A 15,441-nucleotide genomic window follows, 5' to 3' on the forward strand; every position below is an offset into this window, starting at 1 on the left:
GGAGGTGTTTTCGTGCGGCCGCGGTTCACCGTCCTTGCCGCGCTAGCAACAGGTATCGGACTCGGCCTCGCCGGGTGCGGGCAGCAGCCCGCGGTGACTTCCCACGCCAGACAAGAAGGTCTCGCGACGGTCAGCGCGTCGGAGGCCGACCCCGCCTCCGCTTGGACGGAGGGGTACTGCGGCGCGGCGGGCGGCCTCGTCCGGACGCTGGCGACGCTGCCCAGCGTCGATCCGAGCACGCCACAGCAGGCTTCCCGTACCTCCAGCGAGCTGATGACCTCGGTGGTCGAAGGGCTGGACCGCACCTCCGCCGCCTTCGAGAATCTCGGTCCTGCGCCGGTCACGGGCGGTGACACCTCGCGCACGGCCGCCGTCGCCCAGCTCGCCGGCATCCGCGCCCGTGCCGACGACGTCCGTCACCGCCTCGACTCCTCAAGCGACCCCGAGGCGACAAAAACGGCGCTTCGCGACGCGAGGACGTCCCTCGACGAACTAGACCGCCTCGACCTTCTCAGGGGCCTTAACGACGTCCCTCAGCTCGCCGCGGCGAGCAGCCGGATTCCGATTTGCCAGGAATTGGTCAAGCAACCTCGCTGAGTCACCCCGCGATCACTGGCCATGACTCGAACTTGTGTTCTATTCTGTCCGGGTGGACGGGACGATCTCGCTCTTCTCGGCGGAGGCGAGCGGGCCGGGGCTCGCCGATCTCGCCGGTGTGCTGTGCGGGCCCGGGCGGATGACGGGCTTCGGGCGGACGGCCGCGCGGCTGTCCGCCGTGGTCGACGAGCCGTGGCGGGCGGGTGCCCTCGCCAGGGAATGCCGTCGTCGCGGCGCGGAGGCGCAGGTCTCGGCCGCCGAATGCGGGCGGCCGCTCGTGAGGACGCCGTTCCGGGTCGACCTGCTGCCACTGGAGCAGCGCTGGAACCGTGGTGACGAGAAGGTCCTGCCGGAGGGCTTCCGGCTCGACGGGGCCATGTTGAGGATGTGGGCGCTCGCGGCGGGCAGTCCCCAGGGCAACGGCTATCTGCTCGCGCTCGATCCGGAGGCGCCGGAGACGCACGAGCGGCTGATCACGGCGCTGGCCCAGCTGGGCGTGCCGGCGAAGGCGCAGAAAGGTGAAGAGGCGCTGCTCCGGGTCACCGGGCGGAGGCGGCTCGCGCATGTGCTGGAGCTGATCGGAGACGCGCCGGCGGGTGCCGAGCCCGCTTGGCCCAGTCTCGTGCCCGTGGTGCGTGCTGTTTGACGCTCGTGAGTGGTAAGGACGGTTAGAACCGTCTTTACCACTCACGAGGGTGGGGTATCAGGGTTTCGGAGCCCGGCAGTTCGGGTTCGACAGGTCGAGTTCACTGTGCGAGAGGCAGGAGGTCAGCTGGTAGGTCTGCTGCCCGTAGTTGATGCCCTTCCGCACGGTCACCTTCCCGGCCGCGTCGACCTCGCACGGGTTGTTCATCGTGCACCGCTGGCCGCTTTCGTTGCCGGTGTTGTTGACGCCGACGACCTTGCCGGTCGACCTCTCGACGATCGGCGACCCCGAGGTCCCGCCGATCGTCTTGCACGCCGAGGTGTACCTGATCGAGTCCTTCCAGACCCAGTTCGCCTCGCGCAGCTCGTGGACGAAGCCGTCGACGTTGCAGGAGTAGATCTTCTTCCAGTAACCCGACACCACGTCCATCGCGATACCCGCCGACGGACGGGTCGGCGAGAGCGCCAGCGGGGCGATACCGTAGGCCGACTTGATCTTGGCGTAGCTGGTGTCGAGCTGGTAGAGCGAGACGTCGGTGTCGGTCATCGTCGCGTAGAGCAGCTTCTTCGCCTTGAGCGTGCCGAGCGAAGAGCGGCCGTCCTTGGACAGCAGGCTGAAGGTCCGCGTGGACGGCTTGTCGACGATTACTTCCCCGGGGTCCGGGAAACCTTCTTGCAGGCAATGCCCGTTGGAAAGGACGAGGGCGGGGTCGTCGAGGCTCGCCTCGGGCGGTTTGACCACCGACCCGGAGCAGTTCGACAACGCCACGGTTCCGGCGAAGGTGGTCGTGGCCGCTTGCGCCGGCGCGGTTCCGACCAGCGCGGACGCGGTCAGCATGGCGAACAGTGTGCCGAGGAGTCGTCGGGTCACGTGGAGTCCTTTCGGGTCGGCGTGGACATCAAGTGAAGCGTTGGCGGGAGGGAGCCACCACCGTCGAACGGAGGGTGTTCGCCCCGTCACGCGGGCCCCCGGGCGGACGTGTCCGACGTCACGTGCTAGGTGTTGAAAGGAAACATCGACGAGGTCAGCGGCGATGCGCTGGACACACGATCGGCGGCGTGTTGCACCACCTAGCCGTGGTCCGGGCGGTGCGAGCGTGCACACTGACGGGTCGAGAGGCGGCGCGAAGGCGCCGAAGATGAGCGGAGAGCAGGACAGCGTGGCAGGAGCACGGACGAAGAAGACCGCGGCGTCGGACGACGGCGCTGGCCGTCGTCGGCTGGTGATCGTCGAGTCGCCGACCAAGGCCCGCAAGATCGCCCCGTACCTCGGCGGTAACTACGTCGTGGAGTCCTCCGTCGGACACATCCGCGACCTCCCTCGCGGCGCGGCCGACGTCCCCGCCCAGTACAAGGGCGAGTCGTGGGCGCGGCTGGGTGTCGACGTCGACAACGACTTCAAGGCGCTCTACGTCGTCACGCCGGACAAGAAGTCCAAGGTCACCGAGCTGAAGGGGCTGCTGAAGGACGTCGACGAGCTCTACCTCGCCACGGACCCCGACCGCGAGGGCGAAGCCATCGCGTGGCATCTGCTGGAGACCCTCAAGCCGAAGGTCCCGGTGCGCCGGATGGTCTTCCACGAGGTCACCGAGCAGGCGATCCGCGCCGCGGCCGACAGCACCCGCGAGCTCGACGGGGACCTGGTCGACGCGCAGGAGACCCGCCGCATCCTGGACCGGCTCTACGGCTACGAGGTCTCGCCCGTGCTGTGGAAGAAGGTCATGCCGAAGCTTTCGGCCGGCCGCGTGCAGTCCGTCGCGACCAGGATCGTGGTCGAGCGGGAGCGCGAGCGCATGCGCTTCACCTCGGCGTCGTACTGGGACATCTCGGCGACCATGGACGCCGGAGCCGACGCCTCCCCGCGCACCTTCCCCGCCAGGATGATCGCCGTCGACGGCGCACGCCTGGCCACCGGCCGTGACTTCGGCTCGGACGGGCAGCTCAAGGCTTCCAACAACGAGATCCGCGTGCTGGCCGAGGCCGACGCGGTCCGGCTGGCCGAGGCGCTGAAGAACCGCGAATTCAAGGTCGCGAGCGTCGAGGAGAAGCCGTACACGCGCAAGCCGTACGCGCCCTTCATGACCTCGACCCTGCAGCAGGAGGCGGGCCGCAAGCTGCGGTTCACCTCCGAGCGCACCATGCGGATCGCGCAGAAGCTGTACGAGAACGGGTACATCACTTATATGCGTACCGACTCCACGACGCTGTCGGAGTCGGCCATCTCGGCGGCGCGCAGCCAGGCGACGCAGCTGTACGGCAAGGAATACGTCTCGCCGTCGCCGCGCCAGTACACCCGCAAGGTGAAGAACGCGCAGGAAGCCCACGAGGCGATCCGTCCCTCTGGCGAGGTCTTCCGCACGCCGGGCCAGGTCGCGAAGGATCTGGACACCGACGAGTACCGCCTCTACGAGATGATCTGGCAGCGCACGATCGCGTCGCAGATGGCGGACGCGAAGGGCACCACGATGTCGGTGCGGATCGTCGGCACCGCCACCAGCGGCGAGGAGGTCACGTTCGCCTCGTCGGGCCGCACGATCACCTTCGCCGGGTTCCTCAAGGCGTACGTCGAGGCCGTCGACACCGAAAGCGGTGGCGAGGCGGACGACAAGCAGAGCCGTCTCCCGCAGCTGGTCAAGGACCAGGCGCTGACCGCGACCGAGCTGAGCCCGGACGGGCACACCACGTCGCCGCCGGCGCGCTACTCGGAGCCGAGCCTGGTCAGCAAGCTCGAAGAGCTGGGCATCGGCCGCCCGTCGACGTACGCGTCGATCATCAAGACCATCCAGGACCGCGGCTACGTGTGGAAGAAGGGTTCCGCGCTGGTGCCGTCCTGGGTCGCCTTCGCGGTGATCGGCCTGATGGAGCGGCACTTCGAGCGGCTGGTCGACTACGACTTCACCGCCGGCATGGAGGACGAGCTCGACCGTATCGCCGCCGGTGACGAGCACCGCACGCAGTGGCTGTCGAAGTTCTACTTCGGTGGCGACATGGGCGTCGACGGTTCGGTCGGCCGTCTCGGCGGGCTGAAGAAGCTGGTCGGCTCGGGCGTCGAGGACATCGACGCCCGCGAGATCAACTCGATCCCCCTGTTCACCGACGCCGACGGTCACACCGTCGTCGTGCGTGTCGGCCGCTACGGCCCATACCTCGAGCGCGAGGTCGACGGGACGTCGCAGCGGGCGAACCTGCCCGAGGACCTGCCGCCGGACGAGCTGACCAAGGACATCGCGGAGAAGCTGTTCGCGACGCCGCAGGAAGGCCGCGTACTCGGCAAGGACCCGGTCAGCGGACACGAGATCGTGGCGAAGGAAGGCCGTTTCGGCCCCTACGTCACCGAGCTCCTGCCCGAGCCTGAGCCGCTGCCCGAGGGCGCGACGGCCGCGCAGAAGAAGGCCGCCAAGGCGAAGCAGCCGAAGCCGCGGACGGGATCGCTGTTCAAGTCGATGTCGATCGAGACGATGACTCTCGAAGACGCGCTGAAGCTGCTCTCGCTGCCGCGCGTGGTCGGCAAGGACCCGGAATCCGGTGACGAGATCACCGCGCAGAACGGGCGTTATGGGCCGTACCTGAAGAAGGGCACGGACTCGCGTTCGCTCACGACCGAGGACCAGCTGTTCTCGATCACGCTCGAAGAGGCCCTGAAGATCTACTCGGAGCCGAAGCAGCGTGGCCGGTCCGCGACCGCGAAGCCGCCGCTGAAGGAACTGGGCGACGACCCGGTGTCCGGTAAGCCGATGGTGGTCAAGGACGGCCGTTTCGGTCCGTACGTGACCGATGGCGAGTACAACGCGACGCTGCGGAAGTCGGACAGCATCGAGGAGCTGACCGCCGAGCGCGCCGCCGAACTGCTGGCGGAGAAGCGCGCGAAGGGCCCGGCGCCCAAGCGCAAGGCTCCCGCGCGTAAGACGGCGGCGTCGAAGACGACGGCCACCAAGGCGACCGCGGCCAAGAAGACCGCCGCGACCAAGTCGACGGCGACCAAGACCGCGGCGGCGAAGAAGCCCTCGACGCGTTCCACGGCCACGAAGACGAAGTAGCTCCCCTCAAGTGCAATGAAGGGGCCTTTCATAGCAAAATTTGCTATGAAAGGCCCCTTCATTGCACGCGGGGACAGGGCCGGTCAGGAGCGAAGGCTCGCCCAGAAGCCGCACCGGTGATCGACGTCGTGAGAGACAGGGCGGATCGCGTCCGGCGCGAGCGAAAGCACGACATCGGAGTTCCACCGCGGCGAGCCGTGCCCGTTCGGATCACCCGTGCGCATGAACGTGGTCCAGTAGCCGATCATCTGCTCCGAAAGACGTTTCTGCGCCTCATCGAGCGAGTCTTCGACCCCGCTGAGCTCGAACAGATAGACCAGATCGAGGGCGTGCGCCGCGCCGTGCGGGAGGCCGGGCGCCTCGATCCGGTTCACGTTGGGGGCGTTCTTGTCGTCGAACTCGTAGGAGTGCTCCGGAGTTCGCCGTGAAAGCAGCCTGTTCCCCTCGGCCGTCGGGCAGGCCCACGAACGGTCGGTGGTGACCGTCGCCCACGCCATGGCGGGCGAAAGATAGTCCCGCGACGGATACTTCGCCGCCACCTCGTCCGCGTGTTCGCCGAAAGCGTTGCGCAGAAACTCCTGATAGCGCTCCTCGGTGATCGGTTTGTGCAGGGCGACGCCCGCGATGAACGACCTCATCTCGTCGTGCGTGCCGCCCGAGAGCACCGGCACACGGTGAAAAGCGCCTTGTCGCACGGCTTTCGCGGGATCGGACGGCAGCAGCGGCGTGTGATAGGTCAGGTGATTGGCGAAGGACTGGTGATCCTTCAGCAAATCCGCGGCCGGGAGACGACGCAGGCAGGCGAGCGCGTCCGGGCCCTCGCAGCCGTGACTCGCGGCCATCGCCGCGCCGTCGGCTTCCGTCTTGGCGAGCGGCGAGTACGGGGTCTGTGCGGGCTGATTCGGGATGAGCCCGCCTGGAGGCCAGTTCAACAGGCAGGAGCCGGACATGATCGCGCCCTTGTGGAACAGGCCGGTCGCGGCGGGCGAGGTGAGCAGCGCGCAGGTGCTCATCCCGCCAGCGGACTGCCCCGCCAGCGTCACGTTCCGCGGGTCGCCGCTGAACGCGGCGATGTTGCGCTGGGTCCAGCGCAGCGCGGAAAGCTGGTCCATGAGCCCGAAATCGCCGGAACCCGCGAGGCCGGGAAGACCGAAGTAGCCGAAGACGCCGAGCCGGTAGTTCGTCGTCACCACGACGACGTCGCCCTGATCCGCCAGCCGTCGCGCGCCGTAGAGGCTTCCCGCGTCCATGGTGTAGCCGCCGCCGTGCAGCCAGACGAGCACCGGCAGGCGACGGCTCCCCGCGTCGCGCGGCACGGTGACGTTCAGGAAGAGGCAGTCCTCGGCGCTGCCCGGCAGGTACTGGGTGCACGCGGGGCCGGGTTTCGTCGCGTCGGCGACGTCCTTCCACGGTTCGGGCGGTCGCGGCGGCTTCCAGCGATCCTCGCCGACGGGTGGCGCGGCGAACCTGATCCCGTTGAACGTCCTGGTCGGTCCGGCTTCCATGCCGCGGACGAGCCCGGAGTCGGTGCGCACGACGAGCGGGTCCGCGGGTGCGACGAGCGCGAGAAAGCCGGTGACGATAGCCAGCAGGAGATGCATGAGAGGTCCTTTCACGACGCCGCGAGGCGGCGCCACAGCCCGACGCGGCGGAAATAGAGGTGTTGCAGTACCTGCACGGCGACGAACGTGACGCCGTACAGCGCGGTGCCGAGGGCGGGTACGGAGTCCACGGGCAGCGTGTACGCCAGCAGGACCCGCCCGGCGGCGTCGGCGATCAGGGCGACGCCCCACAGGACGGTCGCGACCCGCCAAGCACGCCGGAACCACGCGTGCCGCGGCCACAACTCGTCCCATTCGCCGGCGCGCAGGGTGTCCGCGAGCCGGCTCTTCGCGACCATCGAGCGGGCCACGCCGAACGCGAGCGGCCTGGAGAACAGCAGCGAAACCAGGAATCCGGCGCCGATCACCCCGGTGACCCAGCCCGCCTTCGCCAGCATGAACCGCGGGCTGCCGGTGATGAAGGAGAAGCCGGCGCTGACCGCGAAGATCGCCAGCACGAAGATCGCGAGCGTGTCGATCTTCCGCCATCGGATCGCCCGGTAGAGAACGAAGAGAACCGTCGGCAGGGCGCAGAGGGCGAGCGCGAGCAGCGCGCCGACGCCGAAGCCGTGAAGCACGTAGTACCCGGCGACGGGCACGACGACTTCGAGCAGCACCACACCCCACTGGCGGATCACGGGATCACTGCCTCCGGGTCGCGAGATCGAAGAGGGTCACCAGTTCGGCCGCGTAGGTGGTGAGGTCCGGTTCCGGCGTTCCGGCGAGCAGGAACACCGGGCCCTCCACCGAACGCCGGATCGTCGTCGCCATCACGTGGACGTCGAACTCGCGGAACTCTCCCGACTCCTGGCCCCAGCGCAGGATGCGTTCGACCGGTTCCAGCGCCGCCCGCTCGTTCGCCGGGTCGTAGTCGAGGGCGCCGCCGAGGAAGATGTTCAGCAACGCGCGCATCCGGGTCGGCTGCGATGCGGCGAATTCGAGGTTCGCCTCCAGGTACGTCCGCAGCGCCTCGCTCGCGGACGCGGGCTCGCTCATCCGCTCGGCCATGAACGCGCCGATCTCGCGGAAGACGTCTTCGAGGACCGTGCGGACGAGTTCCTCCTTGTTCGCGAAGTGGTACGAGATGAGCCCCGTGCTCGACAGGTTCGCCTGTTTCGCGATCCGGGCGAACGACGCGCGGGCGTAGCCGAGCTCGGCGATCGTCTCGATGGCCGCGGCCACGATCTGTGCGCGTCTCGCACTCTCGGTGAACGTCTTCGCTTTTGCTTGCATGAGCAAAAAATAGCTCAGTCGAGCAAAATTGTCGGCCGGAAACCGCTCGCCGACCGTTCGCCGAACGACCTCACCCGTTCGAACAAAAGTTCTAAAAATTGTCGGTACCAGGGTGTTCAATGGTCAGGTGAGCACTTCAACGACCGCTGTCTTCGACGTCATCGACGAGGTCATCGCCCCGCTGGCCGCCGAGGTTCCGGAGCGTCCCTCGGTGATGGAGTTCTACGATCCGGAGCTCGCCGTGCCGCCGGTCCTCGCCGGCGAGGAGCCGACTCCGGGGCTCACGCTTGCCGAGGAGGTGGAGCAGTACACCCGGTTCGTGAGCGGGATGGCGACCATCGGGCTGGCCCCCGGCGGTGAGGTCACGCCCGAGGCCGTCGGGCTGTATCGCGCGCTGCGCGGCGGGTTCATCCGTGGCGTGGTGACCGGGGTGTTCCCGTCGCGCGCGGAGCCGTGGGAGGTCCGGTTCTTCGGCGACGAGGCCTACACCACGGTGCTGAACAAGCTCGGCAGGCGAGCGCGGCTGCGGTCCGGTTTCCTCAGCGCGCTGCCGGGCTGGGTGTTCGACGGGCTGCCCGACCATCCGCCCGGCACCGGCGAGACCGTGCGCATCGAGACGGACGCGGGCGGGCTGATCCCGGTGCGGGCGCGGGAAGCCGTCGAGGTGATCCGTGAGGGTGCTTCGCGGCCGCGGCACGGCACGGTCCTCGTCGATCTCGCGGTGCGGAACGCCATCCTCGCCGAGTACCCGCACGGCGCGTTCGGCCTGGTGGACAACGACCTCGGCCGGTACCAGTTCAGCGCGGCGATGGACGGCGACGGCCGCTGGACGCTCACCTGGGGCCCGGCCAGCCGGTCGACGGCCGAGCAATGGATCGTGAAGGCGGTGCAGAACCATGCGTGAACCGGCGACCGTGAAGGAACTGATGAGGCGCGCCGCCGAGCCGGTGCTGCGCGCCGTGCCCGAGCGGCGGAGCGTGTACCTGGGCTACGACCCCGAGATCACCGACGACGAGATCCGCCGTCTGTGCCCGTCGTACGACGAGCCGGCGGATCTCGTCACCCAGGCCGAGCGGTACGCGGCCAAGGCGGCGATGCTCGAAGAAGCAGGCCTGATGGAGAACGGCGAAATCCATCCCGCGGCGGTCCGGATGCACGGCGTGATGCTGCGGGGTTCGGTGCGAGGCGTCCTCACCGGCGTCTTCGCGTCCGCGCCCCGCTCGGTGCGCGTCGATTGCTACGGCGACGGGCATCAGGCGGTCGTCTGGCGGATGAGGACGGGGCGGCGGACCACGTTCAGCCTGAGCGATTTCGGCGAGCTTGGCGCCCGCGTCTTCGGCGGGCTCCCGCACGTCCCCGCCGGTGAGACCGAGCCGATGCGCATCAGGATCGACGGGCACGGCGTGCCGCTGCCCGGCCAGGACGAAGGGGTCGGCCTGGTCGCGGACACGCTGAGCCGTCCGCGGACCGGCACGGCGATCCTCGATCTGGTCGCCTTCGGCGGACTGAACGCCGAGTACCCGGACTATGGCTTCGTGATCGTCGACAACGATCTGGGGAGGTTCGTGTTGTACGCCGCCCCTTCCGAAGGGTGGCTGATGTTCGGTGGAATGGACCGCCGGGCACTGGCGGGCTGGCTGCACGAGGCGGTGGATTTGAGCCGGACGTAGCCGCCTTGAGCGAGGACGAGGGGGAGGCATGGACCTGGACCGGCGCGCGGCCGACGCGTGGTTCCGGCGGCGAGGGCTGCCGATGGTCATCCACCGGCGGAGGCGCGGGGCGGGGATGTTGCGCCGGTCCACACCAGGGCTGGTGTTCCTGTGCCTGCTCGACCTGCTGCTGGCCGGGCTGCTGAAGCTGCTCGACGTCCCCGAGGACGTGCTCGCGGCCAGGATGCGCGACAGCGGTGTCGGCTACGTCCTCGGCGTGCTGGCGCTGACGTTCGCCGTGGTCGTGGTCCCGGTGATCGCCGGTCGCCTGATGGCGAAGCTGCTCCGCGTGCTGAGCCGCACCCGGGTCCGGTTGGCCGTCATGGCGGCGACGATCGGCTTCTGGTTGTTCGTACTGCCGCTCGGCGAGCGGCTCACCGGGCTGGTGGCGTGGGACAACCCCTTGTGGATCGCGGTGCTCGCCAACCTCGCCGCGCTGGGCGTGCTGATGCTGCTGGTCCGGATCGGCGTCGGTTCGATCCTGACCTGGGCGGCGCGGAGCGCGGTCGCCCAGGTCAGAGCCATCGGCTCGCTGGCGTCACGGGCGTTGCCGCTGCTCCTGCTGGTGGTGATGTTCAGCTTCTTCACCGCCGAACTGTGGCAGGCCGTGGAACGGCTGACCCCCGGCCGGTTGTGGCTGGTGGCAGGCTTCCTCGTCCTGATCGGCGCGGTGTTCCTGGCGTCGATGCTCTCCGACGAGATCAAGGAGCTGAAGTCCTGGACCGTGGAACCCGGGGCGACCGTCCTGCGCGGCACGCCGTTCGACGACGACACGCCTCCACCGGACCGGCGCGCGCTGACGAAGATCGAGCGCCTGAACATCGCCTTGGTGCTGTTCTTCGCCCAAGCGGTGCAGATCGTGGCGTTCGGGGTGCTGGTGTTCGCCTTCTTCGTCGTGTTCGGGGTGCTGATCCTCAGCCCGGAGGTCGTGACCGAGTTCGCCGGCCGCGAATCGGCGCCCGGAACACTGCTGGGTGTCCCCCTTCCGGTGAGTTCCGCGCTCGTCAACGTCTCCGTTTTCCTCGCCGTCTTCTCCGGTCTGTACTTCGCCGCATCGACCGCGACAGATGCCCGGTACCGGCGTTCCTTCTTCGAACCTTTGCTGGAGGATGTGAAGATCAGTCTCGCGGCGCGTGACATTTATCTGGCCCATTGGGCGGATGTGCGGCGGGCCGAGGTGGTTACCCTGGAAGCAGAGGACATTCCGTAGTGAGGTGGTCACCATGAGCGGGAAGGGCGAAACCCCCTTCTTCGATGCCCCCGACTTCGTGAAAGGCGACGGCACTCAGGCAGATCCTCCGGGCGACACGTTCGCCGACCCGCTGTCCGGGCTGGTCACGACCGGCGCGACGGCCCCGGCGTCCCCCTCGGCGGGAGCCGACGACGTCCGCGTGCAGGTGCCGGGACCGGTACAGCACGACCCCGAAGTCGTCAGCAGGATGGTCAACGCGGCCATGCTCGCGGACGAGCGGCCCGCCGAAGACCCGGGCCCCGAGCAGACCGCCGCGCAGTCGCCCGCCAAGATCGTCAGCACGGTCGGTGAGCAAGGCGCTGCGCCGATCGGGATCCTGCCCCAGCAGCGCACCTGGCCGTCGAGGCCTTCCCAGCTGATCCGCCAGCCCCGGCGCGTGAAGCAGGAAGAGCCGGTCGAGGTCGACGAAGAGGCCGAAGTCGAAGTACGGCGGGCAAAACGCTCCATGCAGATGCCGCGGCTCGGTAAACCGTCGTCGAACATGGCAGGCGTCATGATCGCGATCACCCTCATGATCGTCTTCGCGGTCCTCGCCATCCAGCTGCTGTCCAGCCTGTTCAACAGCATCGCGGGGATCTTCGGGTAACCCGTCCGGCGGATAGCGCCGGACGGGGCCGTCCGTCCATACCTCACCCATCGGGATACCCTGGCCGTACGGTCGGGGTACCCGGTGTTGACCCGGGTCGCACCTCGGCGCCGCGTGACTAGTGGGGTGGGCGTATCAGCGAGGGCGTGCAGTCGGTGCCCGAAGCGGGCACGGGTGATTCGGCGGGGCGTGACGCTTCCACCATGCACCGCGTGCGGCGGGTGCTGGCGATCAAGCCGTTCCGCCGGATCTGGGGTGTCTCCTACCTGTGCAGCGTCGCGGACTGGCTGAACCTCCTGACGTTGACCGGTCTGGTCACCAAACTGACCGACAACTACGCCGCGCAGAACTTCGCGTTCGTCGGGGTCGTGCTGACCTCGCTGCTGCCGGGGCTGCTGTTCGCCCCGCTCGGCGGGCTGCTCGCCGACCGGTTCGACCGGCGCAAGGTGATGGTGCTCTGCGACCTCGGCCGGTGCGGGTTCCTGCTGTCGATCGCGTTCGTCGGCACACCGTGGTGGGTGTTCGTCGGCAACTTCCTGGTCGGCTGCTGCTCGATGATGTGGATCCCGTCGAAGGACGCGGCGGTGCCGAACCTGCTGCGCCGTCCGGACCAGGTCGAGACGGCCAACCAGCTTGGCATGGTGATGACCTACGGCCTCGCGGTGATCACCGCGGCCGGGGCGAACGCCGTGCTCACCGGTAGCAACACGACGTTCCACTTCTTCCAGGGCGACGCCCAGCTCGGCATCGCCAAGGTCGCCGTCGTCATCACCGGCCTGCTGTACCTGACCAGCGCGATCGTGATCGCGACCCGGATCCCCGAGCTGTCGCTGCGCAACGTCCACGCGGTCGAGAAGCCCAAGGTCAAGGCCGCCGACGAGGAGAAGTTCGGCTTCCGGCAGATGATCGCCGACGGCGCCCGGTTCGTGCGGACGACGCCGCTGGTCCGCGGGCTGATGATCGGTGCTTTCGGCGCGTTCGCCGCCGGTGGCGCGGTGATCGGTTCGGCCAAGCCGTACTCGTCCAGCCTGCTCGCCGGTGACGCGGCGTTCAACCTGCTCGTCCTCGCCGTCTTCCTCGGGCTCGCCACCGGGATGGCGGTGGCCCCGAAGCTCGCGCGGCGGCTCGCGCACGACCGGTTGTTCGGGATCTCGATCGTCGCCGCGGGCCTGTGCCTCGTCGTGGTGGCGCTGTCGCCGCATCTCGCCGTTTCGCTGGTCGCGGTCGCCGCGGTCGGTGTCTGGGCGGGGACGGCGTTCCTGACCGGTGTCACGATCATCGGTTCGCGGATCGAGGACTCCATCCGCGGCCGGATCAACGCGATCTACCAGTCGCTGATGAAGATCGTGCTGTTCGGCTCGACGGTGCTGGTGCCGGTGCTGATCAGCGCGGTCCGGACGACCGAGGTGGAGCTGTGGGGCGGCACGATCACGATCGACGGCACGCGGCCGGTGATGATCGGCGGCGGCATCCTCGCGCTGCTCGCCGGCATCTTCGCGTACCGGCAGATGGACGACCGGCGGGCCGAGCCGATCCTCGCCGACCTCCGCAACGCCCTGCGCCGTAGCCCGCGTCGGGTGAACGGGCTGCTGATCGCGCTCGAAGGCACGCGGGCGATCAACACCGAGACGCAGGCCGCGCGGCTGGCCGAATGGCTGCGCGCGGGTACGCGTCCGGTCGTGCTGGCGGCCGACCCGGCGCTGGACGATCAGCGGCTCGCGAAACTTGTCTCAGGTGCTTCGCTGTCCGGTGCGCGGGCGCAGGCGCTGGCCGCCGCCGCGGTGCGGGCGGACATCGTCGAACGGGACATCCAGCCGGCGCTCGACGCCGGGTCCGTCGTGGTGATGGAACGGTTCGTGGACTCGCCGCTGGCGCATCTGTCCGCGGTGGCCGGCCTGGACAGCCAGGAACTCGAAGGGCTCGCCGACTGGGCGACCGGCAGGCTGCGGCCCGACATCACCATCCTGCTCGACGCCGATCCCGGCACCGTGATGCGGAAGTCCGCATCACTGGACGCGCAGTGGCGGGTGCAGCATCTGCTCACGGAAATGGCCGCCGCCGACCCGGACCGGTACGTCGTGGTCGACGCGGAAGGCACCGAGGACGAGGTGAGCGACCGGGTGCGGACGGCGATCCGCGCGGTGCTCGTCGGCAGGCTCGCCGGGCTCGCTCCGGCGGAGGAAAAGGTCGAGGTGAGATGACGGAAGCCCCTGCGCTGATCGGTGTCTGGAAGCAGCTCGTCGGCCAGGAGCCCGCCGCGCGCACGCTTTCCACGGCGTCGGCCGCGGCCGCGCGGATCGTCGACAACCAACCTGTCGCGCCCGGCGCGATGACGCATGCCTGGCTGGTCACCGGTCCGCCGGGCTCGGGGCGCTCGACGGCCGCGCGGGTCTTCGCGGCGGCGTTGCAGTGCAGCACCGGCACCGGATGCGGCGAATGCCCTGGCTGCCGCACCGTGCTGGCCGGGACGCACGCGGACGTCAAGCTCGTCGTGCCCGAAGGCCTTTCGATCTCCGTCGCGGAAATGCGTTCGCTGGTGCAGGCCGCCGCCCGCCGCCCGACCACCGGGAAGTGGCAGGTGGTGATCATCGAGGACTCCGACAGGCTGACCGAAGGCGCGTCGAACGCGTTGCTGAAGGCCGTCGAGGAGCCGCCGGACCGCACGGTGTTCCTGCTGTGCGCGCCGTCGGATCACCCGGACGACGTGTCGGTGACGATCCGCTCGCGGTGCCGTCTGGTCACGCTGCGGACACCGCCGCCGGAGGCGATCGCGCAGGTGCTCATGGAGCGCGACGGCATCGATCCCGAACGCGCGCGGTGGGCCGCGTCCGTCTCGAGTGGACATGTCGGCCGCGCGCGGCGGCTCGCGACCGACGAGGCTGCCCGGCAGCGGCGGGCGACCGTGCTGCGGATCCCGCTCGGCCTGCGCCGTCCGTCCGATGTGTTCACTTGCGCCGATCAGCTGATCAGTGCCGCGGAGGCCGACGCGGGCGAGGAGAGCAAGGTCCGCGACGAGGCCGAGCGTTCCGAACTCCGCACCGCGATGGGCGGCGACGGCATCGGGAAGGGCGTCGCCGGGGCGAAACGAGCCGCCGAAGCCGCCGTGAAGCAGCTCGAGAAGCGCCAGAAGTCCCGCGCGACCCGAACCCAGCGGGACACTCTCGACCTCGCGCTGGTGGACCTGGCCGCGTTCTACCGGGACGTGCTCGTGACCGCGAGCGGCGCGGGCGCCACGCTGAACCACCCCGACCACGCCTCGGAAATCGCGCAGGCCGCCTCCGCCTGGGCGCCGGACTCGATCCTGCGGCGGCTCGAAGCCGTCCTGGAATGCCGCGAGGCCATCGACCTGAACGTGAAGCCGAGGATCGCCGTCGAAGCCATGGTCACCACCCTGCGCCAAGGCTGACCCGCTCGGCTCGCCACACCCCAGCCCCCGCCCGTCCCAGGGGGGCGACCCCGAGTCCAGTCTACCGGGGGTGGAGGGGGAAAAGGGCTGGTCGCGGGAGTTGTCCACAGGTGGGGATGGTTGTGGACAAGTGCTGTGGGTAAGTGAAGTCGCTTCGGGTTCGCGGGGCGGTGGCGGTGATTGCCCCCAATGTCGCATTTGAGACGCTCAGTGTCCCTGATGCGACATTGGGGGCATCAGGCAAGGCAATCGGGAGAGGGGTGTGTGGAAACAGGGACACTCAACGTCTCCATTTCCACACACCCGCACCGAACTGCCCCGGTGACCGTGTGTCATCCGCCGCGCCGAAATCCAAAGCACGGGGCCTTCACCGCA

General features: G+C 69.0%; 13 protein-coding genes. 9 read left to right on the forward strand and 4 right to left on the reverse strand.

Annotated elements, in window-relative coordinates:
- Positions 1–12 precede the first annotated feature (12 nt).
- Both AC0685_RS05360 and AC0685_RS05365 read left to right on the forward strand, forming a co-directional pair.
- Complete coding sequence (locus AC0685_RS05360) at positions 13–597, forward strand: hypothetical protein (protein ID WP_478224391.1); 585 nt, start codon at positions 13–15, stop codon at positions 595–597.
- Between the two features lie 34 nt (positions 598–631).
- The gene (locus AC0685_RS05365; protein ID WP_478224392.1) at positions 632–1,243 is read left to right on the forward strand and encodes a hypothetical protein; all 612 of its coding nucleotides are present in this window, start codon (positions 632–634) and stop codon (positions 1,241–1,243) included.
- 57 nt (positions 1,244–1,300) lie between these two features.
- Here the strand turns inward: AC0685_RS05365 and AC0685_RS05370 are convergent, their stop codons facing one another.
- Positions 1,301–2,113: a S1 family peptidase gene (locus AC0685_RS05370; RefSeq protein ID WP_478224393.1), complete on the reverse strand. Its 813-nt coding sequence runs from the start codon at positions 2,111–2,113 to the stop codon at positions 1,301–1,303.
- Between the two features lie 268 nt (positions 2,114–2,381).
- On the opposite strand from AC0685_RS05370, the gene topA reads away from it, so the two are divergent.
- On the forward strand, positions 2,382–5,279 hold the full coding sequence (topA, locus tag AC0685_RS05375) for a type I DNA topoisomerase (protein ID WP_478224394.1): 2,898 nt from the start codon (positions 2,382–2,384) through the stop codon (positions 5,277–5,279).
- An 83-nt stretch (positions 5,280–5,362) separates the two neighbouring features.
- Here the strand turns inward: topA and AC0685_RS05380 are convergent, their stop codons facing one another.
- The 3 genes from AC0685_RS05380 to AC0685_RS05390 are packed head-to-tail and all read right to left on the reverse strand — an operon-like array spanning position 5,363 to position 8,113.
- On the reverse strand, positions 5,363–6,880 hold the full coding sequence (locus AC0685_RS05380; protein ID WP_478224395.1) for a carboxylesterase/lipase family protein: 1,518 nt from the start codon (positions 6,878–6,880) through the stop codon (positions 5,363–5,365).
- 11 nt (positions 6,881–6,891) lie between these two features.
- Positions 6,892–7,518, reverse strand: a complete 627-nt coding sequence (locus tag AC0685_RS05385) for a VC0807 family protein (RefSeq protein ID WP_478224396.1) — start codon at positions 7,516–7,518, stop codon at positions 6,892–6,894.
- 4 nt (positions 7,519–7,522) lie between these two features.
- A complete protein-coding gene (locus AC0685_RS05390) occupies positions 7,523–8,113 on the reverse strand; it encodes a TetR/AcrR family transcriptional regulator (protein ID WP_478224397.1) in 591 nt (196 codons plus the stop codon).
- A 112-nt stretch (positions 8,114–8,225) separates the two neighbouring features.
- Here AC0685_RS05390 and AC0685_RS05395 point away from each other — a divergent pair, with 112 nt between their 5' ends.
- From AC0685_RS05395 to AC0685_RS05420, 6 genes are all read left to right on the forward strand, one after another.
- Positions 8,226–9,017, forward strand: a complete 792-nt coding sequence (locus AC0685_RS05395; RefSeq protein WP_478224398.1) for an ESX secretion-associated protein EspG — start codon at positions 8,226–8,228, stop codon at positions 9,015–9,017.
- On the forward strand, positions 9,010–9,783 hold the full coding sequence (locus AC0685_RS05400) for an ESX secretion-associated protein EspG (protein ID WP_478224399.1): 774 nt from the start codon (positions 9,010–9,012) through the stop codon (positions 9,781–9,783). The genes AC0685_RS05395 and AC0685_RS05400 overlap by 8 nt, the downstream gene beginning before the upstream one ends.
- 28 nt (positions 9,784–9,811) lie before the next feature.
- On the forward strand, positions 9,812–11,032 hold the full coding sequence (locus AC0685_RS05405; RefSeq protein ID WP_478224400.1) for a hypothetical protein: 1,221 nt from the start codon (positions 9,812–9,814) through the stop codon (positions 11,030–11,032).
- 13 nt (positions 11,033–11,045) lie between these two features.
- On the forward strand, positions 11,046–11,660 hold the full coding sequence (locus AC0685_RS05410) for a hypothetical protein (protein WP_478224401.1): 615 nt from the start codon (positions 11,046–11,048) through the stop codon (positions 11,658–11,660).
- Positions 11,661–11,806: 146 nt separating this feature from the next.
- Positions 11,807–13,861: a bifunctional MFS transporter/dTMP kinase gene (locus AC0685_RS05415; protein WP_478224402.1), complete on the forward strand. Its 2,055-nt coding sequence runs from the start codon at positions 11,807–11,809 to the stop codon at positions 13,859–13,861.
- Positions 13,858–15,066, forward strand: a complete 1,209-nt coding sequence (locus tag AC0685_RS05420; protein WP_478224403.1) for a DNA polymerase III subunit delta' — start codon at positions 13,858–13,860, stop codon at positions 15,064–15,066. The genes AC0685_RS05415 and AC0685_RS05420 overlap by 4 nt, the downstream gene beginning before the upstream one ends.
- Positions 15,067–15,441: the final 375 nt, after the last annotated feature.

Source organism: Amycolatopsis sp. NPDC043889 (genome assembly GCF_056435645.1).

Bases quoted from the DNA above. Each gene is read 5' to 3' on its own strand.
- topA (WP_478224394.1), top strand. From the start codon at position 2,382: ATGAGCGGAGAGCAGGACAGCGTGGCAGGAGCACGGACGAAGAAGACC.
- AC0685_RS05380 (WP_478224395.1), bottom strand. From the start codon at position 6,880: ATGCATCTCCTGCTGGCTATCGTCACCGGCTTTCTCGCGCTCGTCGCA.
- AC0685_RS05390 (WP_478224397.1), bottom strand. From the start codon at position 8,113: ATGCAAGCAAAAGCGAAGACGTTCACCGAGAGTGCGAGACGCGCACAG.
- AC0685_RS05400 (WP_478224399.1), top strand. From the start codon at position 9,010: ATGCGTGAACCGGCGACCGTGAAGGAACTGATGAGGCGCGCCGCCGAG.
- AC0685_RS05405 (WP_478224400.1), top strand. From the start codon at position 9,812: ATGGACCTGGACCGGCGCGCGGCCGACGCGTGGTTCCGGCGGCGAGGG.
- AC0685_RS05410 (WP_478224401.1), top strand. From the start codon at position 11,046: ATGAGCGGGAAGGGCGAAACCCCCTTCTTCGATGCCCCCGACTTCGTG.
- AC0685_RS05420 (WP_478224403.1), top strand. From the start codon at position 13,858: ATGACGGAAGCCCCTGCGCTGATCGGTGTCTGGAAGCAGCTCGTCGGC.